We start from the raw sequence: 26,573 nt of genomic DNA on the forward strand, positions 1-26,573 counted from the left end.
TTCCCATTACCGGTTTTCCAATGAGCATCGAATTTCTCATCAACTTCACGCCGCAGGAGACGCGCGTCGCGATCGTCGAGCAGGGCGTGGTACAGGAACTGCACGTCGAGCGCACTGCCAGCCGCGGCATCGTCGGCAACATCTACCTCGGCCGCGTCGTCCGGGTGCTGCCCGGCATGCAGTCGGCGTTCATCGACATCGGCCTCGAGCGCACCGCCTTCCTCCATGTCGCCGACATCTGGAGCGATCGCCACAACGGCGACGCCGGCCGGCCGATCGAGCGCATCCTCGCCGAAGGCCAGAACCTCACGGTGCAGGTGCTGAAGGATCCGATCGGCACGAAAGGCGCGCGCCTGTCGACGCAGATCAGCATCGCCGGGCGGCTGCTCGTCTACCTGCCCCAGGAAAAGCACATCGGCATCTCGCAGCGCATCGAGGACGAATCCGAGCGCGAGGCGCTGCGCGAACGGCTGACGCGGCTGGTGCCGGAAGACGAAGCCGGCGGCTTCATCGTCCGCACGATGGCCGAATCCGCCTCCGACGACGAACTCGCCGCCGACATCGCCTACCTGCGCAAGCTGTGGAACGAGATCCGCAACAGCGCGACCGGGCGCTTTCCGCCCAGCCTGCTGTACGAAGACCTGGGCCTCGGCCAGCGCGTGCTGCGCGACCTCGTCGATGACGACACCTCGCGCATCCTCGTCGATTCGCGCGAGAACCACCAGAAACTCGCCGCCTTCGCCGCTGAGTACAGCCCCAAGGTGCTGCCGCTGCTCGAGCACTACAGCGGCGAGCGGCCGCTGTTCGACCTGCACAACGTCGAAGACGAGATCCAGAAAGCGCTCGCGCGCCGCGTCAGCCTCAAATCCGGCGGCTACCTGATCATCGACCAGACCGAAGCAATGACGACCGTCGACGTCAACACCGGCGGCTTTGTCGGCGCGCGCAACTTCGACGACACGATCTTCAAGACCAACCTCGAAGCGGCGCAGACGATCGCCCGCCAATTGCGCCTGAGGAACCTCGGCGGCATCATCATCATCGACTTCATCGACATGGAAAACGTCGAGCACCGCGACATGGTGCTCGACGAGTTCAAGAAGGCGCTCGCGCGCGACCACACCAAGATGACCGTCAACGGCTTCACTGCGCTCGGCCTCGTCGAAATGACGCGGAAGCGCACGCGCGAGTCGCTCGCCCATCTCTTGTGCGAACCCTGCCCGACCTGCGACGGCCGCGGCGAAGTCAAGACCGCGCGCACCGTGTGCTACGAGATCCTGCGCGAACTGCTGCGCGAGGCGCGCCAGTTCAACGCCCGCGAGTTCCGCGTGCTCGCCGCGCCGAACGTCATCGACCTCTTCCTCGACGAGGAATCCCAGTCGCTCGCGATGCTGTCGGACTTCATCGGCAAGAAGATCTCGCTGCATCCGGAAGCGAGCTACTCGCAGGAACAGTTCGACATTGTTCTGCTGTGAGGTTTCATGGCGTCTCACCACGTCTCACTTTCCACCCGGAAACGCCAATAAAACAAGGAAGTTGTTTCTGCAAAACATATCGAGTGATTCTGCCCAAGGGGAGTGGCGAATGCTTTTTCGCTCTCCCGAGGACGATGGGCATGAGGTCACTGTTCATTTATTCCTCTTCAACCTGTCTGTCGAATCGGCAGAAGAGGATAAGCCATGACGAGTACGCTGAAACTGTTTGCCGCTGGAAGATCGTCTATACCTCCCGCCACGGCCTGGTATCTCTCCGACCTCGGCGAATTCCGCGGTAAGCAGGAGCTTTACACCCGGCAGTCGCCGCAGCGCCTCAAAGCCTTGCGCGAACATGCGCTGATCGAAAGCGCCGTCTCGTCGAACCGCATCGAGGGTGTTTCCGTCGAGCCGTCGCGGGTGCGCGATGTGCTCGTATCGCCCAGACCGCTGTTCCGGGATCGCGACGAGGAAGAAGTGCGCGGCTACCGCGACGCCCTGACCTGGATTCACCAGGATGCCCAGCGCCTCCCGGTTGCCAATGAAACCATCCAGCGCCTCCACGCGATGACGCGGGGAGAGATCTGGGATGCCGGTCTGTACAAGGAGAAGGATGGCGACATCATCGAGCGCCATCCCGATGGGCGCGAGCGGCTGCGCTTTCGCACCGTACCGGCCAAGGAAACGCCGGCAGCCATGGCCCGGTTGGTCGGCGACTGGCAGGCCTGCCTCGAAGAGCGCTGGGTTCCGCCGCTGATCGCGCTGGCCGCGTTCAATCTCGACTTCCTGTGCATCCATCCGTTCCGCGATGGCAATGGCCGGGTGTCCCGACTGCTCTGGCTGTTGCAGAGCTACCAACTGGGTTTCGAGGTCGGCCGCTACATCAGCCTTGAGCGCCTGGTCGAGCAGAACAAGGAGCGTTACTACGAGATCCTGGAACTGAGCTCGCAGCGCTGGCACGAGGGCAAGCACGACCCATGGCCCTACATCAATTACGTGCTGTTCATTCTCAAGAGCGCTTATCGCGAATTCGTCGAGCGCGTTGGGGAAACCTCGGAGCCGCGGGGATCGAAAACCCAGATGGTGCTGGAGGCGATCGCCAAGATGCCGGGAACGTTTTCCCTGGCCGACCTGGAGCGTGCCTGCCCGGGGGTGAGCCGCGACATGATCCGGCGGGTGCTCAATACGCAGAAGGGGCAGTCGGTCGACTGCATCGGCCGAGGCCCCGGTGCGCTTTGGCAAAGAAGAGGTAATTAGCGTGAAAGGATGTAATAAAGAGGGTAATGTCCTCAGGGAACCGCAAACTGCCCTGAATGCTGGGTTCGACTCAAACCGTCGCAGACGGTCCATCGGGAGCCCGCAGCTTGCGGGTGGCCAGATGGGTAGCTGGCGACAGATCAAGAGGCGTGCATGCGTCGCAACATATTGATATTGCAAGAATAATGTACGGCACTCACTATCTATTCGACATCATACTGCGGTGAGCCCCGCCGAGCCGACGCCGCAACGCTACGCGAGCGCGTCGCGGCGCTATTTCGCGGCGACGCGCCCGGCGTTCCTCAGCGTCACGCTCGCCGGCTGCCTGATCGGACTCGCCGCGGCGCACGCGGACGGCGTCGCGCTGGATGGCGTGCGGGCGGTGATCACGGTGCTGTTCGCGCTGCTCGCGCATGCCGGCGCGAACGTGCTCAACGACTACCATGATGCGGCGAGCGGCGCCGACGCCGCGAACTCGGAGCGCATCTATCCGTTCACCGGCGGCAGCCGCTTCATCCAGAACGGCGTGCTCACGCTGCGCGAGACGGCGGCATTCGGCTACGCACTGTTCGCGCTGGTGATCCCGGCCGGGCTGTGGCTCGCGCTCGGCGCGGGGGCCGGCCTGATCGCAATCGGATTCGCCGGACTGGTGCTCGGCTGGGCATATTCGGCGCCGCCGCTGCAGCTCGCGAGCCGCGGGCTGGGCGAATTTGCCGTCGCGGCGTGCTGGCTGCTCGTCGCGGTCGGGGCCGATTTCGTCCAGCGCGGCGCGTTCGCATGGACGCCGGTCGCGGCCGGACTGTCGTTTGCGCTGCTCGTCGCGAACCTCCTCTACATCAACCAGTTCCCCGACCGCGCCGCCGACGCCGCAGCAGGCAAGCGCACGCTCGTCGTGCGCCTCGGCGCCGACACCGCGAAATGGGGCTATTTCGGCATCGCGCTGGTCGCCTACGGCTGGCTCGTGCTGCAGATCGGCCGCAACAACCTGCCCCAGGCGTGCGCCGCCGCGGCGCTGACGCTGGTCCTCTCATTTCACGCTGCGCGGCAGTTGCGCGAGCACGCCGGTGAACCGTCCGAACTCGCGCCTGCGATCAGGCTGACGATCGCCGCAACGAACCTGCACGGCCTGGTGCTCGCGGCGACGCTCGCGTTCGGCGCGCACAGCTGACCGGGCAAACCCATACTTCCGGACCACCACCCATGATCGGACGCATCACCGGCATCCTGCTGGAAAAGAACCCGCCGCAGATCGTCGTCGACACGCACGGCGTCGGCTACGAAATCGACGTGCCGATGAGCACGTTCTACGGCCTGCCCGCGACCGGCCAGTCGCTGTCGCTGTTCACGCATCTGGCGATCCGCGAAGACGGCCATTTCCTGTACGGCTTCGCGACCGCCGACGAACGCGCCGCGTTCCGCCAGTTGCTGAAGGTGTCCGGCATCGGCGCGCGCACCGCGCTGTCGGTGCTCTCGGGCCTGTCGGTCGGCGACCTCGCGCAGGCGGTCGCGCTGCAGGAAACCGGCCGCCTCGTGAAAATCCCCGGCATCGGCAAGAAAACCGCCGAGCGCCTGCTGCTCGAACTGCGCGACAAGCTCGGCAGGGCGCTGCCCGGGCTCGGCGCAAGCATTGTTCCGGGCGCTACGGCGCAGCCCGCGGACAGCCGCAGCGACATCCTCAATGCGTTGCTCGCGCTCGGCTACAACGACAAGGAAGCGCAATCGGCGCTGAAGGCGATCCCGCCGGAGGCGGGCGTCTCCGACGGCATCCGCCAGGCGCTGAAGCTGCTGTCGAAAGCCTGAGGCGGCGAGGCAAGCGAGTTCCGCCGTACGCGCCGCTCAGGCTAAACTCTCGCGATGATCGAAACCGACAAACTGCAGGCGCCACGCGTGATTTCCGCGCAGACCGCCGACCGCCAGGAAGACGCCGTCGAGCGCGCGCTGCGTCCGAAGCGCCTGGCCGAATACGTCGGCCAGGCGAAGATCCGCGAACAGCTCGAGATCTTCATCCAGGCCGCGCGCAACCGCAACGAGGCGCTCGACCACGTGCTGCTGTTCGGTCCGCCGGGACTGGGCAAGACGACGCTCGCGCATATCGTCGCCGCCGAGATGGGCGTGAACCTGCGCCAGACTTCGGGGCCGGTGCTCGAGCGGGCGGGCGACCTTGCTGCGCTGCTGACGAATCTCGAACCGCACGACGTGCTGTTCATCGACGAGATCCACCGCCTGTCGCCGGTCGTCGAGGAGATCCTCTACCCGGCGCTCGAGGACTTCCAGATAGACATCATGATCGGCGAAGGCCCGGCGGCGCGCTCGGTCAAGCTCGACCTGCCGCCCTTCACGCTGGTCGGTGCGACGACGCGCGCCGGAATGCTGACGAACCCGCTGCGCGACCGTTTCGGCATCGCGGCGCGGCTCGAGTTCTACACGCCGCAGGAGCTCGCATACATCGTCGGGCGCTCCGCCGGCCTGCTCGATGTCGCGATCGACGACGCGGGGGCGGTCGAGATCGCGCGGCGCGCCCGCGGCACACCGCGGATCGCGAACCGGCTGCTGCGCCGCGTGCGCGACTATGCGCAGGTCAAAGCCGACGGCGACATCACTGCCGCCGTCGCCGATGCCGCGCTGCTGATGCTCGACGTCGATCACCTCGGCCTCGACCTGATGGACCGCAAGCTGCTCGGCGCGATGCTCGAGAAGTTCGGCGGCGGTCCGGTCGGCCTGGACAACCTCGCGGCGGCAATCGGCGAGTCGTCCGACACGATCGAGGACGTGCTCGAACCGTACCTGATCCAGCAGGGTTACCTGCAGCGCACGCCGCGCGGGCGCATCGCGAGCGCCTCGATCTGGCAGCATTTTGGCCTCGCCCTGCCGCGGCGCGCCGGCGACGAAGGCGCGGAACTGTTCTCCACACCCTGATCGGCCGCGATGCGCACGTTCCAGGCCCTGGCGATCGTGCTGTGCGTGTTCGGCGCGATCCACCTGCTGCAGGGGCCGGCGTTCTTCTGGCCTGATCGCTTCGATCCGTCCCACGGCGTGCTTCTCGGCGGACTGTCGTCGCGGCTGCTCGGCGCCGGCCTCGTCGTCGTCGCCGCGCTCGGCCTGATGGCCGGCCGGCAAGCCGGGCGCGGCGACGGCCGGGCCGCGCCGCCCCGCTGGCAGCTGCGCTATTTCCTGCTGATCCTGCTCGCGCTGGGTCTCGCCAGCACTGCCTTCACGATCGGCGAGCGCGGGCCGAACCCGGACTGGCGTGCGCCGGCGAGCGAAGGCGTTCAGCCGACCTGAAGCGCGAGCCCTTTCAGATATTCGCCTTCGGGCACCGCAAGGCCGATCGGGTGATCGGCCGCCGCCGACAGCCGGTGCAGAATGCGCGCATCGACGCCGGCATCGCTCGCCGCGCCGGCGACGATCTTCTGGAACAGTTCGAGGCCGATGCCGCCGGAACAGGAATACGTCATCAGGATGCCGCCGGGATTGAGCAGGCGGAAGCCGAACAGGTTGATGTCCTTGTACGCACGCGACGCCCGGTCGGCGTGCGCGGCGGACGGTGCGAACTTCGGCGGATCGAGCACGATCAGGTCGAAACACCGCCCCTCGCCTTTCAGTGCCCGCAAGGCCTCGAACACGTCGGCCTGCAGCCATTCGGCGCGGCTCGCGTCCAGTTGCGGATTCATCGCGAGATTGCGCCGCGCGCCGTCGAGCGCCGGCGCGGACGAATCGATCGACAGCACCGACGTCGCGCCCCCGGCGAGCGCCTGCAGCGAGAACCCGCCCGTGTAGCAGAAGCAGTTCAGCACGCTGCGCCCGGCCGCGAGCAGGCCCGTCAGGCGGCGGTTGTCGCGCTGGTCGAGGTAGAAGCCGGTCTTGTGGCCACTGATGACGTCGACTTCCATGCGCACGCCGTTCTCGACGATCGTCAGCACGTCCTTCGGCAGCTCGCCATGCACGCAGCCGGTCTTCGGCCCGAGCCCTTCGAGGCCGCGCACGTCGGAATCGGAGCGCTCGTACACCGCCGTGCAGCCGCTCGCCTGCACCAGCCCGGCGACGATCGCCTCGCGCCATTTCTCGGCGCCGGCGCTCGTCAGCTGCACGACCACGACGTCGCCGAAGCGGTCCGCGATGACGCCGGGCAGGCCGTCCGACTCGCCATGGATCAGCCGCAGGCCGCTCTCGCCCGCGAGCAGCGGGTGTGCGGCGCGGCGCGCGACCGACTCGGCGACGCGGCGCTTGAAGAATGCGTGGTCGATCGTGACGTCGGCGGCGAACGACCACATCCGCGCGCGGATCTGCGATTCCGGCGACCACGCGGCACGGCCGAGGAAGCGGCCATCATCGGCGACGACCTCGACGGTGTCGCCGGGACGCGCGCGCCCTTCGAGGCGGGCCACCGAACCGGCGAAGACCCAGGGATGACGGCGCAGGAGCGAACGTTCCTTGCCGGGATGGAGAACGAGCTTGGACATCGGGAGGCGGACCGCAACGAGAAAAGTCAGGCGCGAGAGTGTAAGGCGCGCGGCGCCCGCTCACCAGCACCGTCGCCGCAGCGCACGCCTTGTCGCGATCGGCCCGGCCTCAGTCGTGCCGCAGATTCCGCACGCGATCCGCGGTTTCGAGGAACTCCGGCAGATCGCGCGAGCACAGCAGCGTGCCGAAATGCTTCAACGCCCGCGGCGTGAGATACAGGTGGCCGTTCTGCTCCTTGCGGATCCAGCCCAGATCGACGAGGCGCCCGATCTTGCGCCGGACCGTCTCGCGCGGCAAGCCGGTTGCCGCGGCAATCGAATAAGCGTTGCACGGCCGCAGCCGGGACATATGCACCTCGTCGGAGTCGCTCTCGGCTTCGTCCGCCGCGAGGCGATCGCTTTCGTCGCCATGTTCGAGCGCGCCGATGTTGTGCAGCGCGATCTCGCCGAGCAGGATCGGCAGGAGGATTCCCGCTCGAACTCCTCGAACAGGCGCCTCAGACTGCGAACCTGGTAGCGGGCGAGCAGGACCGCCGCATTGCGCAGCCCGCGAGCCCGACCCTGCCCGGGCCCGGCGTCGGGGCTGTCGGGCGCATCGGCGCCAGGAGTTTCAGGATCAGGAATGTCTGGCATTGCTGCCTTGCTCCCACAGTCTGCGGCGCTGGACCCGAGGGAAGATTTGTTAAGAGATGTTTCAGGATAGCTGAATGGCCGCAAGCGACTTGAGATCTTGCTGCCCGGTTTGGGTAAAAAGTCACGAACGACCGTTGATCCAGGGCATGCGACACCCATTGCGGCCTCCGGGACGGTCCGTTCGCCCCGTCGTCGGTTCAGCGCTTCCTTGCGCGGGGGTGCGCCGCGTCGTGCACCTTGGCCAGATGCAGGAAGTCGGGGTGCGTAGGGACCGGTGTGCTGCAAATACTCGCGGCGCCGCGGCCTCCCGACCCGCGGCGCTCACCTTCAGCCCAGTTGCCGTCGCAGCGCCGCCGCGACCAGGTCACCGATGCGCGCGAGGTAGAGCGTTCCCATCCCGGGGTAGAAGCGCTCGGCCTCTTCGCTGCCGAGCGCGAGCAGGCCGAGCACCTGGTCGTCCCGGCGCAGCGGTACCAGCGCCACCGAACGAATATGACAAGCGGCGGGACCGAACCAGTTGATTACTTCGAGATTCGCCGGCGCACCGCAATATGGGTGGCTCAGGTCTGTGGCGAAAAAGCGCAGCTCTTCGGTCACCGGCGAAAAATCCTCGCCTTCGCGAGGCTGCGCGTCGGCCCACACGCGCAGCGCGACGTTCGGCACCGAAAAGTTGTCGCGCACATTTTCGAGCAGCGCAAAACGCAGCGCATCGTAGTCTTCGGCTTCGACCAGCGCGAGCGTCAGGCGATGGACTTTTTCGCCGATCTCGTCGTTTTCTTCGCCGTAGCGAATCAGTTCGGCGAGCTTGCTTTCGAGCTGCCGGATCTTGTCGCGCAGCGCATGAAGCTGCCGCTCGGCCAGCGAGATGGCCTGCCCGCCGTGCGGGTGCGGAACGGTCAGCTGCGTGAACAGCTCGCCGTGTTCGGCAAGAAAGTCCGGATGTTCCTTCAGATAGCGTGCGACATCGGCGGCATTCATGGAAAAGCTGCTCCCCGTCAGGCGCGTGCGCGCCTCCTCGTATTCGTTGCAATCGGCGAAACGGCTCGCTCGAGGGCGCTCACTGAAGAGTGCTCAGTCGATGTCGATTTCGCCCGCAAAAACAGTCACCGCCGGGCCGGTCATCAGCACCGGCTGCCCCGGCCCTCCCCACGCGATGTCGAGTTCTCCGCCACGCGTCTCGACGCGCACCGGCGACTGTGCGAGTTCGCGCAGGATCACGGTCACGACCGCGGCGCAGGCGCCGGTGCCGCAAGCAAGCGTTTCTCCCGCGCCGCGCTCGAACACGCGCAGGCGGATGCGGTGGGCATCAACGAGCTGCACGAAGCCGGCATTGACGCGTGCGGGAAAGCGCGGATGGCGTTCGATCAGCGCACCCTGCGCCGCGACGGGGGCGGCGTCGACATCGGCGACGACCTGCACGGCGTGCGGGTTGCCCATCGACACCGCGGTGATCGCGACGCTCGCGTCGCCGACCTGCAGCGGCTGGACGACAGCGTCCGAATCCGACACGAACGGCACGCGCGCGGCTTCGAGCACCGGCACGCCCATATCGACCGTCACGAGCCCATCGTCTTCGAGCCGCGGCGCGATGATCCCGGAGCGCGTCTCGACGCGGATCTCGCGCTTCGCGGTCAGCCCCTGCTCGTGCACGAAACGCACGAAGCAGCGCGCGCCGTTGCCGCACTGCTCGACTTCGCCGCCATCGGCGTTGAAGATCCGGTAGCGGAAATCGACGTCCGGGCGGGTCGCTTCCTCGACCACCAGCAGTTGGTCGCAGCCGATGCCGAAATGACGGTCGGCAAGACGGCGGACCCGCTCCGGCGTCAGGTCGACGGACTGGCGGACGGCGTCGATGACGACGAAATCGTTGCCGAGGCCGTGCATTTTCGTGAAGCGCAGACGCATGGGGAATCGCAGCTCAGGTGGAGGGTAAGGGAAGCGGTGGCTCGCCGAATTCTGGCCCAGCCGCGGGGGAAGGTCCAGCGACAGCACGCTGTACGCATTCTCAGTACGGCCGCGCCTCGCCCGGCGGACGCGTCTTGAAGCGCCGATGCACCCAGTAATACTGCTCCGGCATCGTCCGCACCACGGCTTCGATCCAGCGGTTCATCGCCGCGGTATCCGCTTCCGCGTCCGTCGTCGGGAAGTCCTGCCACGGCTCGCCGAACTCGACGACGTAGCCGCGCCCGCGGGGCAGCATCCGCGTCACGCACGGCACGACCGCCGCGCCGGCGAGCCGCGCGAGCCGCGGCAGGCCGGTGATCGTCGCCGCCGGCACGCCGAAGAATGGCACGAACACCGCGTCCTTGCGGCCATAGTCCATGTCGGGCAGATAGTAGAAGGGGCGCCCGGCCTTCATCGCCTTGACCGTGCCGCGCACGCCGTCCTGGCGCGACAGCAGGCGCTGGTCGCCGAAGCGGCTGCGGCCGTGGAACAGCCAGCGGTCGAACACCGGGTTGTTCTGCTGCGCGTAGATGCTGACCGAATCAAAATCCATTGCGACGCGCGAGCCGCCGGTGTCGAGGCCGACGAAGTGCGGCGCGAGCAGGATCACCGGCCGCCCCTGGTCGAGCAGCGCCCTGACCCGCTCGGCACCGTCGAGCCGGATGAGGTTCATCAGCCGCCGCTGGCTCGCCCACCACAGCAGGCCGCGCTCGAGCAGGCTGCGGCCAACCGCGCGAAAGTGCGCCCGCGCGAGCCGGCGCCTCGCCGCGTCGTCGAGTTCGGGGAAGCACAACCCGAGGTTGACGGCGACGATATGGCGCCGCGAGCGTGCCAGCCAGTACAGCGCCTCGCCGACCACCTGGCCGAGGAAGGCCAGCACCGGCAGCGGCAGCCAGTGCAGCAGCCAGAACACCGCGACCGCGGCGTGACTCGCAATGCGGCTCAGGGCGCGGCTCAGCATCGCGCTTCACCCGGCGGGGGCGGCACGCCCGAAGGACGCTTGTAGCGGTTGTAGCCCCACAGGTACTGCGCCGGGCACGCGAGCACGAGGCGTTCGATTTCACGGTTGATCGCGGCGCAGCGCTCTTCGAGCGAGCCCGCGATCGGCTCCACGGGTTCGGAAAGCCGCAGCACATAGCCCGCGCCGTGCGGCAGCCGCTCGGTCCATACCATCACCACCTTGACGCCTTTCACTTCGGACAGGCGCGCCGCGAGCGTCATCGTCCACGCCGGCCGGCCAAAGAACGGCGCCCACACGCCTTCGCCTTCGGCCGGCGCCTGGTCCGGCAGCATGCCGACCATCTCGCCGCTGCGCAGCGCCTTCACGAGCCGGCGCACGCCGGACACGTCGGCCGGGGCGACGCGGATCGCGCCGCGCGCGCGCCCGGCTTCCATCAGCGGCTGCAGCGCGGGCTTGCGCGGCGGGCGGAACAGCACCGTGATCGGTCCGTGCGTCGAACAATACTGCGCGCACATCTCGAAGCAGCCGAGGTGCGCCGTCAGCAGCAGCACGCTGGCGCCCTCGGCCTGCGCCCGGGCGATCAGTTCCTGCCCTTCGACCCGCACGATGCGCGCCAACACTTCGTCCTGCGGACGCAGCCACACGAACGGCAGTTCGAGCGCCTGCCGCCCCGCTTCGGCGACCGCGGCGTCGCGTAGCGCGGCGTCGCGGCGACCTGTCGCCTGCGCGAGATTGTCCTCGAGGCGCCGCCGGTATGACGGCGACAAGCGCCAGATGGCCCAGCCGGCCCAGCCGCCGAGCCGATGCAGCCACGACAGCGGCAAGCCGGCGAGAATGCGGAATGACAGATTGACGAGGAAGGTCACGCGAAGAGGTCACATCGAGGAGGGCATCGGCACCGGTGGAATCGGCACAGGCCCGGACCCAGGCCCGCTCGCCCGCTCCGGATCCCGCACATTTGACCGCCGGATCACAAAGCATATAATTATCGCCCAGCCGCCGAGTTAATACGACAACTTGCAGGGCGGCGCCGCGAACGCACCTAACCGGTCACGGCACACAAGTACTGCTAAAGCGTCGCCTGCTCGACGAAATCCCCGGAGCCGGCCACGCCGGAAAACTCTGGGGATTTTTCGTTTTCAGGAGCAGCGCATGAGCAGGGAATACCTCTTCACCTCGGAATCGGTGTCCGAAGGCCATCCCGACAAGGTTGCCGACCAAGTCTCCGATGGCGTCCTCGACGCGATCCTCGCCGACGACCCCCATGCGCGCGTCGCATGCGAAACCCTGGTTTCGACGGGCCTGGTGGTCATCTCCGGCGAGATCACGACGAGCGCGCACCCGAACTACAAGGAGATCGCGCAGGACGTGATCCGTCGCATCGGCTACGACGACTCGGCGATCGGTTTCGACTACAGGTCGTGCGCGATCCTCACCGCGATCAACCGCCAGTCGTCCGACATCGCGCAAGGCGTCAATGAAGGCGAAGGCCTCGACCTCGACCAGGGCGCCGGCGACCAGGGGCTGATGTTCGGCTACGCGTGCAACGAGACGCCGTCGCTGATGCCGTTGCCGATCTACTATGCACATCGCATCATGCAGCGCCAGTCCGAGCTGAGGAAGGACGGCCGGCTCAACTGGCTGCGCCCGGACGCGAAGAGCCAGCTGACGGTCCGCTATGTCGACGGCAAGCCGGTCGCGATCGACACCGTGGTGGTGTCGACGCAGCACAGCCCGGAAGTCTCGCACGCGCAGATCACCGAACTCGTCATCGAGGAGATCATCAAGCCGGTGCTGCCGAAAGAGCTGATGCAGGGCGAAGTGCGCTACCTGATCAACCCGACCGGGCGCTTCGTCATCGGCGGCCCGCACGGCGACTGCGGCCTGACCGGGCGCAAGATCATCGTCGACACTTACGGCGGCGCGGCACACCACGGCGGCGGCGCGTTCTCCGGCAAGGATCCGTCGAAAGTCGACCGCTCGGCCGCGTACGCCGGGCGCTGGGTCGCGAAGAACATCGTCGCGGCCGGGCTCGCCGAGCGCTGCGAAGTGCAGGTCGCGTACGCGATCGGCGTCGCCAGGCCGGTGTCGATGATGGTCGAGACCTTCGGCACCGGCAAGGTCAGCGACGAGCGCATTGCCGAACTCGTCGCGAAGCACTTCGACCTGCGCCCGAAGGCGATCATCCAGGAGCTCAACCTGCTGCGCCCGATCTACGGCAAGACCGCCGCGTACGGCCACTTCGGCCGCGACGAGCCCGAATTCACGTGGGAAGCGACCGACAAGGCCGCGGCGCTGCGTGCCGACGCGGGACTTTAAAGCCGCTTCGCGGCACGGCGGTTGACGGTCGCAACGGGGGCGCGGTGCCGCGCTCCCGGCCGCCGCGGGTTCGCCTTGGCGCGGAAATCCTGCGCCGGGCACCCGTAACAATAAGATTGATTCGCATTCATATATAGAAATACAATCCCGCCACATTCCAGCCAGCCACTCCGCCCTCTCCGGCCGGATCGCCAGCCACCAACGCTTCCGACCGGAGTTCCGATGCATCTTCGCACCCTCGGCGTGGCGATCGCGGCCGCGCTGCCTGCGCTCGCGACCGCCCAGACCACCCCCCAGGTCACGCTGCCAACCGTCACCGTCACCGGCGACACGGCCAGCGCTCCGTCCTACAATCCGCTGGTGTCCTCCTCGGCGACGAAAGGCACCGCGCCGCTGCGCGACATCCCGCAGACGGTCAACGTCGTCGGCCCGGAGCTGATCGCCGACCAGGGCGTGCGCTCGCTGACCGAGGCGCTGCAGAACGTGCCCGGCGTGACGCTGAACATGGGCGACGGCCAGCGCGACCAGGTCGCGATCCGCGGCTTCACCGCGATCGGCGACAACTTCCTCGACGGCGTGCGCGACGACGCGCTGTATTTTCGCGACCTGTCGAACACCGAACGCATCGAAGTCATCAAGGGCCCGGCGGCGGTGCTGTACGGGCGCGGCTCGTCGGGCGGCATCATCAATCGCGTCAGCAAGATGCCGACGACGCAAGCGATCCGCGACATCACCGTCCAGCTCGACAGCGAAGGCGAGCGGCGCGCGAGCTTCGACCTGGGCGGCGGACTCGGCGAAGCCGGCCACAGCTTCCGGCTGACCGGCGCGTTCGAGGACTCGACCGGCTTTCGCGACGAATCCTTCCTGAAGCGCGAGGCGATCGCCCCGTCGCTCGACCTCAAGCTCGGCGAGGACACGCGACTGCTGCTGCAGGTCGCGCACAACCGCGACCGGCGCCCGACCGATTTCGGCATTCCCGACAACAACGGCCGCCCGCTCGACGTCGATCACGACACGTATTACGGCTCCGGCAACGCCGAGCGCGACGACGAAACGAGCGCGACGATGAATACCGCGACGGCGACGCTCGCGCACCGCATCAACACCGACTGGTCGCTGCGCAACGTGCTGCGCTACTACGACTTCAAGCTCGACCGGAACAACACGCTGTACCGCTCGGGCAGTGCCTACACGCTCGTCAATGGCGAGCTCTTCATGCAGCGCACGCACGGCCACGTCATGCGCGACGAGGACGGCTGGTTCAACCAGTTCGAGCTGACCCAGCAACTCGCGCTCGGCGGCCTGCGCCACACGCTGCTGTACGGCCTCGAGCTCGGCAGCCAGGAGAAGCGGCTCGACATCGACAACTGGATCGGCATCGACACGGTCCCGCTGTTCAACCCCGGCGGCGCGATCCCGCCCTACAGGAGCGTCGCACCGAACTCGCGCACGATCGACAACGTCACGACGCAGGACAGTGCCGGCGTGTACGTGCAGGACCAGATCGCGTTCGGCGAGCACTGGAAGGCGCTCGTCGGCGTGCGCTACGACGACTACCGGCAGGAAACCACCGAGCCCGGCAAACCGGACTTCGAACGCACCGACCGCGAATGGAGCCCGCGCGCCGGGCTCGTGTGGCAACCGGACGCGATGCAGTCGTACTACGTGTCGGTGTCGCGCTCGTTCCAGCCGTCCGGCGAACAGTTCCAGCTCAATGCGTCGAACGTCGACAGCGAGCCGGAAATCTCGACGAACTACGAGATCGGCGCGAAGTGGGATCTCCTCGGCGGCGCGCTGTCTGCGGGGGCGTCGGTGTTCCAGCTCGTACGCACCGACATGAAGATCACCGAGCCGGTGTCGCGCCTGACGATCAATGCCGGCGAGCAGCGCACGAACGGCCTCGAGCTGTCGCTCTCCGGCCGTCCGGCCGCCGGCTGGCAGGTTCACGCCGGCTACGCGCTCCTCGACACCGAGATCGTCAAATCGACCGCGACCGGCGGCGCGAACTTCGGCACGACCCGCGTCACGGTGCCGTTCGAAGGCAAGGACGCGGCGCTGACGCCGCGCCACAGCGCGTCGCTGTGGGTGATGCGCGAGCTCGGCCTCGGCTGGCGCCTCGGCGGCGGGGTACGCGCGCAGTCGTCGCAATTCGCGTCACCGGACAACCTCGTGCGCCTGCCCGGCTTCGCGGTGTTCGACGCCGCGCTGCTGTATCGCAGCCGCGCCTACGATCTCGCGTTCAACCTGAAGAACGTCTTCGATCGCGAGTACTGGGCGTCCGCGCACGGCAGCGTCAACGGCCTGAACCAGCCGGGCGCCCCGCGCACGCTGCAGGCGACTGCGACCTACCGCTTCTGATTTCCGCCCTGCCGCGCCGCCGGCGTTACTGCGCCGGCGGGCGCTGCCGACCGCTTTCCGACCTTCCCTTTCCATCGACCCAATATCCAGACATGCGACTCAAAACCCTCGCCCGCCTGATTCCCGCCGCCGCGCTGCTCGCCGCGCACGGCCCCCTCCTCGCCGCCGACCAGCAGCTCGAAGCGGTCGAAGTCTTCGCCACCGATTCCGGCTGGCGCGCCGGCAGCGTCGGCGTCGGCACGTTCCGCGACACGCCGGCGAAGGACGTGCCGATGACGATCAACGTCATCGACCGCGATCTGCTCGACGCGCAGCAGGCCAACGGCCTGTACGAGGCGCTGAAGAACACCGCCGGCGTCACGCGCGCCCAGCTCGGTGCGACCGCATACGACAACCTGTCGATCCGCGGCCTGCTCGTCGAGAACCGCTCGAACTACCGCCTGAACGGCGGCCTGCCGATCGTCAACCTCATCGATCTGCCGCTGGAGAACAAGGAGCGCGTGGAGGTGCTCAAAGGCGTCGGCGGCCTGTACTACGGCTTCGTGCCGCCGTCCGGAATCATCAACCTGGTCACGAAGCGCGCCGGCAGCACGCCGGTCACGGCGATCCAGCTCTCGACCGATGACAACGGCACGGCGGTCGCCGGCCTCGACGTCGGCCGGCGCTTCGGCGCGAACGGCGAGTTCGGCGCACGCGTGAACGTCGTCGGCGGCGAGCTCCAGAGCGCGGTCGAAGGCGCCGACGGCGACCGCCATCTCGTCGCCGGCGCGTTCGACTGGAACGTGACCGACCGCTGGCTGCTGAAGCTCGACGTCGAGGACATCGCCAAGGACGTCGTCGAGCAGTCGAGCATCCTGGCGCTGCCCGCCGTCAACGGGAAGATCCCGCTGCCGCGCATCCCCGACCCGGAGAAGCTGATCGCGCCGGACTGGGCGAACTACGATGCGCGCGCGCGCAACGTGCAGGTGCGCAGCGACTTCGCGATCAACGACGCGTGGATCTGGACCGTCGAAGCCGGCCGCGCATGGCTCGAGCGCGACCGCAACTTCTCGCAGATGCAGAACTACGATCTCGCGACCGGCGAAGGCGACTTGCGCATCTCGCGTTCGAAGGGCCAGGAATACGAGAACCGCAATGCCCGCACCGAAATCGCCGGCCTGGTGGAGACCGGCGCCGTCACGCACGACGCGACTTTCGGCTATGCGCAGAACACGCTGCGCCAAACGGTCGGCGCGACGCGCACCGTGGTGGTGCGCCAGAACCTCTTCGATCCGCGCGACATCCCGGAGACAGCCGTCACCTATCCGGCAAGTGCTCCGCACTCGCGCACCTACGACAAGGGCTGGTACGCCTTCGACCGCATCGGCTTCGGTGACTGGCTCGTCATGGCCGGCGCGCGCGGCAGCAAGTTCGAGTTCGAGCACGCGACGAGCCCGGCGCAGAACTACAGCAAGAGCAAGGTGACACCGACGATTGCCGCGGTCTACAAGCTCACGCCGGCGACGAACGTTTATGCCGGATACCTCGAAGGTCTCGAGGACGGCGGCATTGCGCGGCCGGAAGCGGTCAATGCGGGGACATCCCTCGAGCCGCTGGTGAGCGAGCAATGGGAGGCCGGCATCAAGAGCGAATGGATGGGCCTGCAGACGAATGCGGCACTGTTCCAGATCGAGCGGCCGATGAACGGCGAGGTGGATCGTGTCTTTCAGCGCATGGGCGAGGCGCGCCTGCGCGGCGTCGAGCTGTCCGCGGGCGGTCCGTTCGCGCCACGCTGGAGCGTGTTCGCGTCCGCGCAGTGGCTCGATGCCGAGTTCACCGACGCCGAGAACGATCCGCGCCTCGTCGGCAACCGGCCGGCGAACACGCCCGAGTTCACCGCGAGCCTGTTCATCGAGCACCGGCTCGCGGCGATCCGCGGCCTCGCGCTGTCGGCGGGCGCGTATTACACCGGCGAGCGCGAAGTCGACCCGCTGAACCAGGCGACCGTGGCCGGCTACACCCGTTACGACCTAGGCGCGCGCTATCGGACGAAGCTCGGCACGAACCAGCTCGACCTCGTCGCGAACCTCGAGAACGCGACCGACAAGCGCTACTGGGCTGCGGCCGGCGACAGCCGGGTGAACTCGAACTCTCCGTTGCTCGCAGTCGGCATGCCGCGCACGCTGCGGCTGTCGGCGAAACTCTCGTTCTGATCCCTCCTGACCGGTCCCTGTTGCCAGAGAGCCTTTCGTGATCCACCTTCATCCCCGCCCGGCTGCGCAGCGCGGCAACGTGCAAAAGTGGCTGCGCCGCATTCATGCGTGGTTCGGCCTCGCGATCGCGGCGATGCTGCTGCTGTTCGCGGTGACCGGCTTCCTGCTGAACCACCGCGCGGTGATGAAGATTCCCGCGCTCGACCGCAGCGAGGTGACGCAGATACTGCCGCTCGAAGCCGGACCCGCCGATCCGCAGGCGCTCGCCGCGGCGCTCGCTCCGGCGCTCGGCGTCGAGGCCGGGGCGCTGAAGCCGCGCATCGAGCCTTCGCGTGCCGTGAGCTGGGGTGACGGCGAACTACGCCAGCCGGAGCGCTGGACGCTGCGCGCCGATACGCCTTCCGAGACAGTGCAGGTCGAATACTGGCTCGGCAGCCGCCAGGCCGAGGTGAAGCGCACGAAGCCGAACCTGTGGCTGTACCTGGCACGCCTGCACATGTCGATCGGTACCGGGCCGGCGTGGATCCTGCTATCCGACGCCGCCGCGCTCGGCCTCGCGTTCCTCGGCCTGTCGGGCTTCTGGCTGTGGGGGCGGCTGCACGGCTCGCGGCGGAGGCTCACGCTGCTCGCGAGCGCCGGGCTCGCCCTGACCGGCACGCTCGCCTGGCTGGCGGGGTAGGCACGGATTTTTTCTTGCAATGCAGCATCGCCGCCAAAACCTGAGAAAATCGCACCCCGCCCCGCCCGACCCCCTTCTCCCAGCCGTGATCGTCCGCCCTCGTCCGCACTGGATGCATTTGCTGTTCGTTCGCCGCGGGTCGCTCGTTTCCCGCATCCTGCCGCAGCAGCTGTTCATCCTCGCGCTGTCGTGCGGCGTCGTGCTGATGCACGGCCAGCTTTTCCACTTCAAGGTGACGCTCAACGCGAACCCGTTCTCGCTGATGGGGGTCGCGCTCGCAATCTTCCTCGGCTTTCGCATCAACGCGAGCTATGACCGCTACTGGGAAGCGCGCAAGCTGTGGGGCGACGTCCTCGTCGAGACGCGCAACCTCGCGCGGCAGGCCCTGACGCTGACGACACGCAACGTCGAGAGCCGCCCTTTCGTGCTCGGCCTCATCGGCTTCGCCGCGGCGATGCGCAACCAGCTGCGCCACCAGCCGCGCGACGCCGATCTGCTCGGTCTGCTTCCCGCTGTCGTCATCGAGCGCGCCCGCGTCGCCCGCTCGGCGCCGGCGCTGGTGTTGCTGTGGCTCGGTCAATGGCTGCGCGAGCGCCGCGAAGCGGGACAACTTGACACGATGCTCGCGCAGCAGATGGAGCAGTCGCTGAACGGGCTGTCGTCGTCGCTCGGCGGCTGCGAGCGCATCGCCAATACACCGTTGCCCTTCACCTATACGGTGATCCTGCACCGCAGCGCCTATGTTTATTGCGCGCTGCTGCCTTTCGGGCTGGTCGATTCGATCGGCCTCATGACGCCGCTGGTCGTGAGCTTCGTGTCCTACACGTTCTTCGCGCTCGAAGCGCTCAGCGACGAGATCGAGGAGCCTTTCGGCACGATGGCGAACGATCTCGCGCTCGACGCGCTCGTCGCTGGCGTCAACGCGAGCCTGCGCGAGATGCTCGGCGAAGAGCCGCCGCCGGTGCCTGTCCCCGACGAGAACTTCCTGCTCGCGTGACGCGGGACCGCTGCCCCCGCGGCTCGGTCACCGCCCGCCGCAGGGGTGGCGGTCCGCGCCGCAGTTGCGGAAATCGCCGAGCGGGCGGTTGAAGGTGTACTCGAGCGGCTTGCCGACCAGCTCGCGCGCGGCATCGGAAGCGGAGCCGCTCGGCGCGGTGAACGGCAGGGAAACGAGGAAGGCCGCAACCCCGACCACCGAACCGACGAAGGTCAGCGGCCGCACGAGGACAAGATCGACGATCATGTCGCTCCCGCGGTCACCGAGCACGGCGTCATCGGCCTGGGCGAACGCCGGCGCCGACGACCACGAAAGAAAGCCCGCCGCCAGGCTCGCGATGAACAGTTTTTTCATGACTGACTCCCTGGTCAACTCCCGGCACCCGCGTCAGTGCGACGCGAACGGCCGGTGCTTGCCGTCCGCATCGAAGCTGACGACTTCGTAACGCTCGGAAGGATACGCCCCTTCCATGCCCGGCGAACCCGCCGGCATTCCGGGCGCCGCGATGCCGGCCACTTTCGGCTTTTCGGCGAGCAGGCGCCGCACATCCGCCGCAGGCACGTGGCCTTCGACGACGTAGCCGCCGATCTTCGCCGTGTGGCACGAAGCGAGCGCCTGCGGCACGCCAGCGTCGCGCTTGACCGCGCTCATCGCGGTGCTGCGGACCTCTTTGACGGCGAAGCCGCTCGCGCGCATGTGCTCGGCCCACTTGCCACAGCAGCCGCAATTCGGATCCTTGTACATGACGACTTCCTCGCCGGCCGCGAAGACGGGGCCGCCCGCGAAGGCGGCGACCAGCCCGAGGGCGGAAACGAGACGGAGGAAGGCGGGACGGGTGTTCATAACGACTCCTGTTACAGGGGGGTAAGGGATTTCCGGCGCGGGGACCGTTGCCGTGAAGGCTTCGAGCGCTCGGCGACGAGCGGCACGCCCGGCTGATGGCGCGGCACGAGGCAGTTCGGTCCGCTGCCGATCAGGTCCGCGCGGCCCATGCCGAGCAGCGCTTCGCGGATCAGCGGCCAGTTCTCCGGGTCGTGCCAGCGCAGCAGCGCCTTGTGCAACTTCCTGAGCTTGCCGGCGCGCGCGGTCTCGACGATCTCCGAGTCGGCCGACACCTTGCGCAGCGGATTGCGGCGGCTGTGGTACATCGTCGTTGCCATCGCCATCGGCGTCGGCATGAAGGTCTGCACCTGGTCGGGCCGAAAGCCGTTCTTCTTCAGCCACAGCGCGAGGTTCAGCATGTCCTCGTCGGTCGTGCCCGGGTGCGCGGCGATGAAATACGGCACGAGGTGCTGCTTCTTGCCGGCCTCGCGCGAGTATTTCTCGAACATCCCGGCGAACTTCTCGTAGGTGCCGATGCCCGGCTTCATCATCTTCGACAGCGGCCCTGCCTCGGTATGCTCGGGCGCGATCTTCAAGAGGCCGCTGACGTGGTGCGTGACGAGTTCCTTCACGTACTCCGGCGAGCGCACCGCGAGGTCGTAGCGCAGCCCCGAGCCGATCGTCACGCGCTTGACGCCCGGAATCGCGCGCGCCTTGCGGTACAGCGAGATCAGCGGCGCGTGGTCGGTTTTCAGGTTCTCGCAGATGCCGGGATAGACGCACGACAGCCGCCGGCACGAGGACTCGATCTGCTTGTCCTTGCACGCCATGCGGTACATGTTCGCGGTCGGGCCGCCGAGGTCGGTGATGTGCCCCTTGAAGTCCGGCGTCCGGTCGCGGATCTCCTCGATCTCGTGCAGGATCGATTCTTCCGAACGGCTCTGGATGATGCGGCCTTCGTGCTCGGTGATCGAGCAGAACGTGCAGCCACCGAAACAGCCACGCATGATGTTGATCGAGAACTTGATCATGTCCCACGCCGGGATGCGCGCGTCGCCGTACGACGGATGCGGCCGGCGCGCGTACGGCAGGCCGAAGACGAAATCCATCTCGGGGGTGGAGAGCGGCAGCGGCGGCGGGTTGAGCCACACGTCGCGCCGCCCCGGCCCGTCGCCGTGCGCCTGGACCAGCGCCCGGGCGTTGCCGGGGTTCGATTCGAGGTGGAACACGCGCGAAGCGTGCGCGTACATCACCGGGTCGGCGACGACCGTCTCATACGACGGCAGGCGCACGACGGTCCTGCCGCGCGCCTGCCGCCGCGCCGCGGCGCGTTCCGCCGCCGGGACGATGCGCACCGGCTGCGCAACGCCTTCGCCGGCCGTAGCCGGCTTTTCGGGCTCCATCGCGTACGGGTCGGGATGGGGCTCGACGCGGCCGGGGCGGTCGAGCGTGGTCGAGTCCTGCTCGGTCCAGTCAGCGTCGGGCAGCCAGCCCGGTCGGACGAGGAACGCCGTGCCGCGCAGGTCGCGGATCGCGTCGATCGGCTCGCCGTCGGCGAGGCGGTGCGCGAGTGCGACCAGCGCGCGCTCGGCGTTGCCGAACAGCAGCAGGTCGGCTTTCGAGTCCGGGAGCACCGAACGACGCACCTTGTCCGACCAGTAGTCGTAATGCGCGATGCGGCGCAGCGACGCTTCGATGCTGCCGATGACGACATTCGCGCCGGGGAAGGCTTCGCGCGCACGCTGGGCGTAGACGGTCACCGCGCGGTCGGGCCGGCGGCCGGCCTGCGCGCCCGGCGTATAGGCGTCTTCCGAGCGGATCTTGCGCTCGGCGGTGTAGCGGTTGATGAGCGAATCCATGTTCCCCGCGGTGATGCCGAAGAACAGTCGCGGGCGCCCCAGCGCACGGAACGGCTCGGCGCTCTTCCAGTCCGGCTGGCTGATGATGCCGACGCGAAAGCCCTGCGCTTCGAGCAGCCGCCCGATGAGCGCCATGCCGAAGCTCGGGTGGTCGAGGTACGCATCGCCGGTGACGAGGACGACATCGCACTCCTCCCAGCCGAGCGCGCGCATCTCGGCGCGCGACATCGGCAGGAACGGGGCAGGGCTGGCCGGGGGCGGGCGCGGGCAAAAATGCTGGGGACGGGAGCGGCAGGCATGGTGGCGGGCATTGTACTGGGACGCCCCGAGCCGCGCTTCGGTTCAATCGCCGGCGCCCGGCCGGGTGTCCGATGCGCTTCGCCCGGCCCTTCGCCGGCGACGGCGCCATAGCACGCCGTAGAACACGGCATTGACGGCCAGCACGAAAACGCCGAGCACCGTGCCGATCGCCGGCGTCAGCCCCGCGGGGTAGATCAGCGGCAGCAGGTAATGCTCGATGAAACCTCCCCCGTAGCCTGCCTCGCCCGCGGCGCGGCGCAACGCGTTTTCGAGCGGCGTCAACGGGCACACGCCGCCGATCAGCTCGATCCCCGCACCCCACGCGACCACCGGCAGGTGCAGCCACGCGAGGCGCGGCCAGTGCAGCACCAGCGCGCCGCCCGCGACGACGAACAGGATGAACGCGAAATGGACCAGGACGACGAAATCGGCAGCGAAACTCGCGAGCATCCGCTCCTCCGGCAAGGACCGCCCCGCTCGCTCACCGCGGCGAGCCGGTCGCGGCAATGCGGGCGACGGGAACGCCGCGGTCCGGCCGTCTCCTTCCCATCACCAGGCGGTAGATCAGCGGGATCGCGAACAAGGTCAGCAAGGTCGAGAACCCCAGCCCCCACACGATGCTCGCCGCGACCGGCCCCCACATCAGCGACTTGCCGCCGAGGCCGATGGCGAGCGAGAACAGGCCGGCGATCGTCGTCGTCGAGGTGATCAGGATCGGCACCACGCGCCGCCTCGCCGCATAAATGGCCGCGTGCTGCACCGTCATGCCGGCCGCGCGCCGCTCGTTCGCCGCGTCGATCAGCACGATCGCCGAGTTCACCGCGATGCCGGCGAGCGCGATGACGCCGTACATCGTGTACAGCGACAGCGGGTTGCCCGATACGAGAAGGCCGAGCAGCACGCCGGTGAACGCGAGCGGCACGGTGACGAGGACCATCAGCGGCTGCCAATAGCTGCGGAACTGCGTTGCGAGGATCAGGTAGATCAGGCCGACGCCGACGGCGAACAGCGCAGTCATCGAATCGAGACTCTCCTGGATGTCGTCGAGTTCGCCGGAAAAATCGAGTTCGACGTTCGGAAAGCGCGGTTGCAGCGCGGCCCAGGCTTCCTTGAGCCGGTTGTTCGCCTCCAGCGTGTCGATCCGGCCCGGGTCGAGGCCGGCCTCGATGGTGATCGCGCGCGTCAGCTGGTAGTGCCGTATGTAGCCCTTCGAGATGCGCGTTTCCGCGTCGACGAGCGAACCGAGCTGCACGCTGCGCCGCACGTCCCCTGCGTCGCGTGGCAGCGGCACCGGCCGCTGCAACAGTTCGCTGACATCGGTCAGCGTCTCGGGGCGCGCGCGCACGACGACTTCGACTTTCTCGCCCTCGTCGCGCGTCGTCGCAACCACCTCGCCTTCGCCATACAGGCGCAGCAGCCGCGCGACTTCGCCCGGCGCGACCCCGGCCCGCGCAAGCTTCTCGCGGTTCAACACCAGCCGCAGTTCGGCGCGGCCCGCCACGTCGTCGTCGGTGAGGTCCTTCACGCCGGGGATCTTCGCGACTTCGGCGAACAGCGCGTCGGCGGCGGCACGCAGTTCCTCGTAGTTGTCGGCCTTGACCTTGACACTGATCGGCCGCGCCGTCGGCGGGCCCCCTTTCAGTTCGAGAAACGAGAACTTCCCCTCGCCCTGCAGCGCCAGCACCGGCTCGCGCACCGCGGCGATCACCTCGGCGGTGTCGCGCAGTTCGCCCCGGCGCGGATTCAGCGACACGATCACCTGGCCGTACTGGTCGCCGTACAGCGGTTCGGTGTCGGTGAACTTGATACCGGCATACGCGGTCACCGAACGCACTTCGGCCGGGTCGAGCGTCTGCTGCACGACCTGCGCCGCCCGCTCGGCCTCGGCCAGCGTGCGCTGCAGCGTGACCCCGGCCGGCATGTCCAGACTGACATAGAACAGGCGCACCGGGTCGAAGGCGAAAAACTGGATCTTCACGAGCCCTCCCGCCAGCGCCCCGACCGCGCCGGCCATCACCAGCACCAGCACCGCGAGCGCGGTCTTCGGCCGGCGGAAAACGCGCACCAGCAGGCGCGAGTACTTCACGCGCAGCCAGTGCGTGAAGCGCTCGCGCCGCGCCTGCATGCGGCTGCGGCGCTGCATGAAATCCGGGCGCAGCGCGAGGATGTGCGCGGGGATCATCCAGAACGCCTCGACGAGACTGACCGTCAGGCCCGCGGTGACGACGAACGGCACGAGGAACATGAACTTGCCGAGGATGCCGGGCAGCAGCATCAGCGGCAGGAACGCGGCGATCGTCGTCAGCACCGACGAGATCACCGGCAGCGCGACTTCGCGCACCCCTTCGACGACAGCAACCTCCGTGGCCTCGCCGCGCTGCAGCCGGTAATAGATCGCCTCGACGATCACCACTGCATCGTCGACGAGCATGCCGAGCGCAATGACGACGCCGAGCAGCACCGTGAGGTTCAGCGTCGAGCCGATCAGATCGACGAGCAGGAACGTGCCGGCGAGCGCGAACGGCACGCCGAGCCCGACCAGCAGCGCGAGCCGCGGGCCGAGGAACAGCCAGCACAGCCCGAGTACCAGCATCAGGCCGAACAGCGCGTTCGACTCCATGACGCCGATCGCGTCGCGCGTCATGTGCGTCTGGTCGTCGACCATCACCAGTTGCACGCCTTCGCCGAGCAACAACGGATTGCGCTCGGCGGCAAAGCGCTTCAACCGGTCGACGAGCTCGAGCGTGTTGCTGCCGGCCTGCTTCGTGATCGACATCATCACCGCCGGCTGGCCGTTGTAGCTGACGAGCTGGCCGGTGCGCTCGTGGCCGCGCGCCACCCGCGCGACTTCGCCAAGCGCAATCCGTCCTTCGGGCGTGACGATCGCCGTCTGCGCGAGCACTTCGGGGTCCGGCGTCTTGCCTTCGAGACGCACCAGCCACTCGCGGTCCTGCACGCGCACGCGCCCGCCGAGCGTGTTGCGGAACCACGCCGCGACGCTGTCCGACACCTGCACCGGCGACAGGCCCGCCGCGGCGACCCGGTCCGGGTCGAAGTCGACGTGCAGCTCCGGCTCGTCGAAACCGACCGCGATGACCTGGTCGACGTCGGCGAGCCGCTCCAGATCCTTCTTGATGCCGAACGCCGCGCTGCGCAGCGTCTCGCCGCCGCCGGCACCGTAAAGCACCAGCACCGCCGTCGGGAAGCCGTTCGACGTCGTGATCTCGACGATCGCCGGCTCGTTCGCCTCCGGCGGCAGTTCGGCTTCGGCCTTGTTCTGCACTTCGCGGCGCAAGTCGTTCACGCGCTTGTCGAACTCCTGCTCGCCGATCTCCTCGAAACGCACCAGCAGCGACGACACACCTTCGCGGCTCGACGACGACACGAACTTGATGTCCTTGACCTGCTTGATCGCGTCTTCGAGCGGGCCGGTGAGTTCGCGCTCGATATCCTCGGCGGAGGCTCCCGGCAGCGTCGTGATGATGTTGACCCAGTTGAAATTGATCTCCGGGTCCTGCGCGCGCGGCATCGTCAGGTAAGTGACGATGCCGCCGAGCAGCACCAGGGCGAACGCGATGTTCGCGAGCGGGTGATTGTCGATCAGCCGCCGATACCAGCCGCTCATTTGCCGTTTCCTGCCGCATCGGCCGCGGCCAGGCCGAGCGCGAAGCGCCCTTCGTCGATGACTGCGGTGTCGGCCGGCCAGTCGACCGCCACCGGCCGCCCCGCCTCGGCGTCCGGCAGCGGAACGAACACCGGCTTGCCGTCACGCTCGACGTAGGCGCCGAGCACACCGGTGCGTTGCTGCAGGAAGGCCGGGGGGAGATGTGGCACCGAACTGCGCCAGCGCACCTCGCCGGCGAGCCCCGGCGCGAGCGCGGCGTTCGACGAGAACACCGCCTCCTGGGCCTGCCCGCCCGGCTCGACGACCGGTGACACGCGCAGCAGGCGCAGCGGGTGCGTCGCGCCGCCGGCCGCGAGCTCCCACTTGCCGGCCGCGCGCAGGCTGCCGATCTGCGCCGTCGGCACGCGCGCCCGCAGCTCGGTGTTGCCGGTCGCCGACAGCACCAGCAGCGGCGTGCCCGGCGCCGCGAGGTCGCCGACGCTTGCGAGGCGCTCGCGCACGACACCGGCGAACGGTGCGCGGATCGTCGTACGTGCGAGTTGCAGGCGCGCCGCCTCGACCCCCTGGCGCGTCGCGGCGAGTTCGCTTTTCAGCACTGCGAGTTCGGTTTCCCGGATTCTGAGAGGCTGTGAAAAATCCCCGGCCAGTTATATGCCGTTGTTATAATTAGGTCTTGCTACGAGGTCTGGATTTGC

The 26,573-nt window shown here is 68.0% G+C and carries 23 protein-coding genes and 1 pseudogene; 11 read left to right on the plus strand and 13 right to left on the minus strand.

Annotated elements, in window-relative coordinates:
• The first annotated feature begins 20 nt into the window (after positions 1–20).
• The 6 genes from rng to GO606_RS09260 all read left to right on the plus strand — a co-directional run bounded on the left by rng (position 21) and on the right by GO606_RS09260 (position 6,011).
• A complete protein-coding gene (gene rng / locus GO606_RS09235; protein ID WP_169119602.1) occupies positions 21–1,475 on the plus strand; it encodes a ribonuclease G in 1,455 nt (484 codons plus the stop codon).
• A gap of 204 nt (positions 1,476–1,679) precedes the next feature.
• The gene (locus tag GO606_RS09240) at positions 1,680–2,729 is read left to right on the plus strand and encodes a Fic family protein (protein WP_169119601.1); all 1,050 of its coding nucleotides are present in this window, start codon (positions 1,680–1,682) and stop codon (positions 2,727–2,729) included.
• A gap of 223 nt (positions 2,730–2,952) precedes the next feature.
• Positions 2,953–3,897, plus strand: a complete 945-nt coding sequence (locus tag GO606_RS09245) for a prenyltransferase (protein ID WP_169119600.1) — start codon at positions 2,953–2,955, stop codon at positions 3,895–3,897.
• Between the two features lie 32 nt (positions 3,898–3,929).
• Positions 3,930–4,529: a Holliday junction branch migration protein RuvA gene (gene ruvA, locus GO606_RS09250; protein ID WP_169119599.1), complete on the plus strand. Its 600-nt coding sequence runs from the start codon at positions 3,930–3,932 to the stop codon at positions 4,527–4,529.
• Between the two features lie 54 nt (positions 4,530–4,583).
• On the plus strand, positions 4,584–5,645 hold the full coding sequence (gene ruvB / locus GO606_RS09255) for a Holliday junction branch migration DNA helicase RuvB (RefSeq protein ID WP_169119598.1): 1,062 nt from the start codon (positions 4,584–4,586) through the stop codon (positions 5,643–5,645).
• A gap of 9 nt (positions 5,646–5,654) precedes the next feature.
• A complete protein-coding gene (locus GO606_RS09260) occupies positions 5,655–6,011 on the plus strand; it encodes a hypothetical protein (protein ID WP_169119597.1) in 357 nt (118 codons plus the stop codon).
• Here the strand turns inward: GO606_RS09260 and GO606_RS09265 are convergent.
• From GO606_RS09265 to GO606_RS09295, 7 genes and pseudogenes are all read right to left on the minus strand, one after another.
• A complete protein-coding gene (locus GO606_RS09265) occupies positions 5,999–7,189 on the minus strand; it encodes a class I SAM-dependent rRNA methyltransferase (protein ID WP_169119596.1) in 1,191 nt (396 codons plus the stop codon). The genes GO606_RS09260 and GO606_RS09265 overlap by 13 nt on opposite strands.
• Before the next feature lie 109 nt (positions 7,190–7,298).
• A complete protein-coding gene (locus GO606_RS21995) occupies positions 7,299–7,538 on the minus strand; it encodes an IclR family transcriptional regulator (protein ID WP_343316189.1) in 240 nt (79 codons plus the stop codon).
• Positions 7,539–8,019: 481 nt separating this feature from the next.
• Positions 8,020–8,121, minus strand: a pseudogene (xerC, locus tag GO606_RS09275) (tyrosine recombinase XerC); the annotation flags it as partial.
• Positions 8,122–8,149: 28 nt separating this feature from the next.
• Positions 8,150–8,800, minus strand: coding sequence for a DUF484 family protein (locus tag GO606_RS09280; RefSeq protein WP_169119595.1), 651 nt, complete (start codon positions 8,798–8,800; stop codon positions 8,150–8,152).
• 93 nt (positions 8,801–8,893) lie between these two features.
• Positions 8,894–9,727, minus strand: a complete 834-nt coding sequence (gene dapF, locus GO606_RS09285; protein WP_169119594.1) for a diaminopimelate epimerase — start codon at positions 9,725–9,727, stop codon at positions 8,894–8,896.
• 100 nt (positions 9,728–9,827) lie between these two features.
• Positions 9,828–10,727: a lysophospholipid acyltransferase family protein gene (locus GO606_RS09290; protein WP_169119593.1), complete on the minus strand. Its 900-nt coding sequence runs from the start codon at positions 10,725–10,727 to the stop codon at positions 9,828–9,830.
• Positions 10,721–11,593: a lysophospholipid acyltransferase family protein gene (locus GO606_RS09295; RefSeq protein ID WP_169119592.1), complete on the minus strand. Its 873-nt coding sequence runs from the start codon at positions 11,591–11,593 to the stop codon at positions 10,721–10,723. The genes GO606_RS09290 and GO606_RS09295 overlap by 7 nt, the downstream gene beginning before the upstream one ends.
• 286 nt (positions 11,594–11,879) lie before the next feature.
• On the opposite strand from GO606_RS09295, the gene metK reads away from it, so the two are divergent.
• The 5 genes from metK to GO606_RS09320 all read left to right on the plus strand — a co-directional run bounded on the left by metK (position 11,880) and on the right by GO606_RS09320 (position 19,272).
• A complete protein-coding gene (gene metK / locus GO606_RS09300; RefSeq protein WP_169119591.1) occupies positions 11,880–13,046 on the plus strand; it encodes a methionine adenosyltransferase in 1,167 nt (388 codons plus the stop codon).
• Positions 13,047–13,268: 222 nt separating this feature from the next.
• Entirely contained in the window at positions 13,269–15,404 is a 2,136-nt protein-coding gene (locus GO606_RS09305) for a TonB-dependent receptor (RefSeq protein ID WP_169119590.1), read from the plus strand.
• Positions 15,405–15,496: 92 nt separating this feature from the next.
• On the plus strand, positions 15,497–17,596 hold the full coding sequence (locus GO606_RS09310; protein ID WP_169119589.1) for a TonB-dependent siderophore receptor: 2,100 nt from the start codon (positions 15,497–15,499) through the stop codon (positions 17,594–17,596).
• 37 nt (positions 17,597–17,633) lie between these two features.
• Positions 17,634–18,275: a PepSY-associated TM helix domain-containing protein gene (locus tag GO606_RS09315; RefSeq protein WP_169119588.1), complete on the plus strand. Its 642-nt coding sequence runs from the start codon at positions 17,634–17,636 to the stop codon at positions 18,273–18,275.
• An 85-nt stretch (positions 18,276–18,360) separates the two neighbouring features.
• Complete coding sequence (locus GO606_RS09320) at positions 18,361–19,272, plus strand: bestrophin family protein (protein ID WP_169120760.1); 912 nt, start codon at positions 18,361–18,363, stop codon at positions 19,270–19,272.
• 27 nt (positions 19,273–19,299) lie between these two features.
• Here GO606_RS09320 and GO606_RS09325 read toward each other — a convergent pair whose 3' ends face one another.
• From GO606_RS09325 to GO606_RS09350, 6 genes are all read right to left on the minus strand, one after another.
• A complete protein-coding gene (locus tag GO606_RS09325) occupies positions 19,300–19,626 on the minus strand; it encodes a hypothetical protein (protein ID WP_169120762.1) in 327 nt (108 codons plus the stop codon).
• 33 nt (positions 19,627–19,659) lie between these two features.
• A complete protein-coding gene (locus GO606_RS09330; RefSeq protein ID WP_169120764.1) occupies positions 19,660–20,115 on the minus strand; it encodes a DUF411 domain-containing protein in 456 nt (151 codons plus the stop codon).
• An 11-nt stretch (positions 20,116–20,126) separates the two neighbouring features.
• Positions 20,127–22,181 carry a YgiQ family radical SAM protein gene (locus GO606_RS09335; protein ID WP_169120766.1) on the minus strand — a complete coding sequence of 685 codons (2,055 nt, stop codon included), beginning with the start codon at positions 22,179–22,181 and terminating at the stop codon, positions 20,127–20,129.
• A gap of 114 nt (positions 22,182–22,295) precedes the next feature.
• A complete protein-coding gene (locus GO606_RS09340; protein WP_169120716.1) occupies positions 22,296–22,703 on the minus strand; it encodes a DUF2784 domain-containing protein in 408 nt (135 codons plus the stop codon).
• 31 nt (positions 22,704–22,734) lie between these two features.
• On the minus strand, positions 22,735–25,878 hold the full coding sequence (locus GO606_RS09345; RefSeq protein ID WP_169120718.1) for an efflux RND transporter permease subunit: 3,144 nt from the start codon (positions 25,876–25,878) through the stop codon (positions 22,735–22,737).
• Positions 25,875–26,474, minus strand: a complete 600-nt coding sequence (locus tag GO606_RS09350) for an efflux RND transporter periplasmic adaptor subunit (protein WP_246979465.1) — start codon at positions 26,472–26,474, stop codon at positions 25,875–25,877. The genes GO606_RS09345 and GO606_RS09350 overlap by 4 nt, the downstream gene beginning before the upstream one ends.
• Positions 26,475–26,573 lie beyond the last annotated feature (99 nt).

Origin of the sequence: Aromatoleum anaerobium, from assembly GCF_012910705.2 — a bacterium.
Taxonomy (GTDB): domain Bacteria; phylum Pseudomonadota; class Gammaproteobacteria; order Burkholderiales; family Rhodocyclaceae; genus Aromatoleum; species Aromatoleum anaerobium.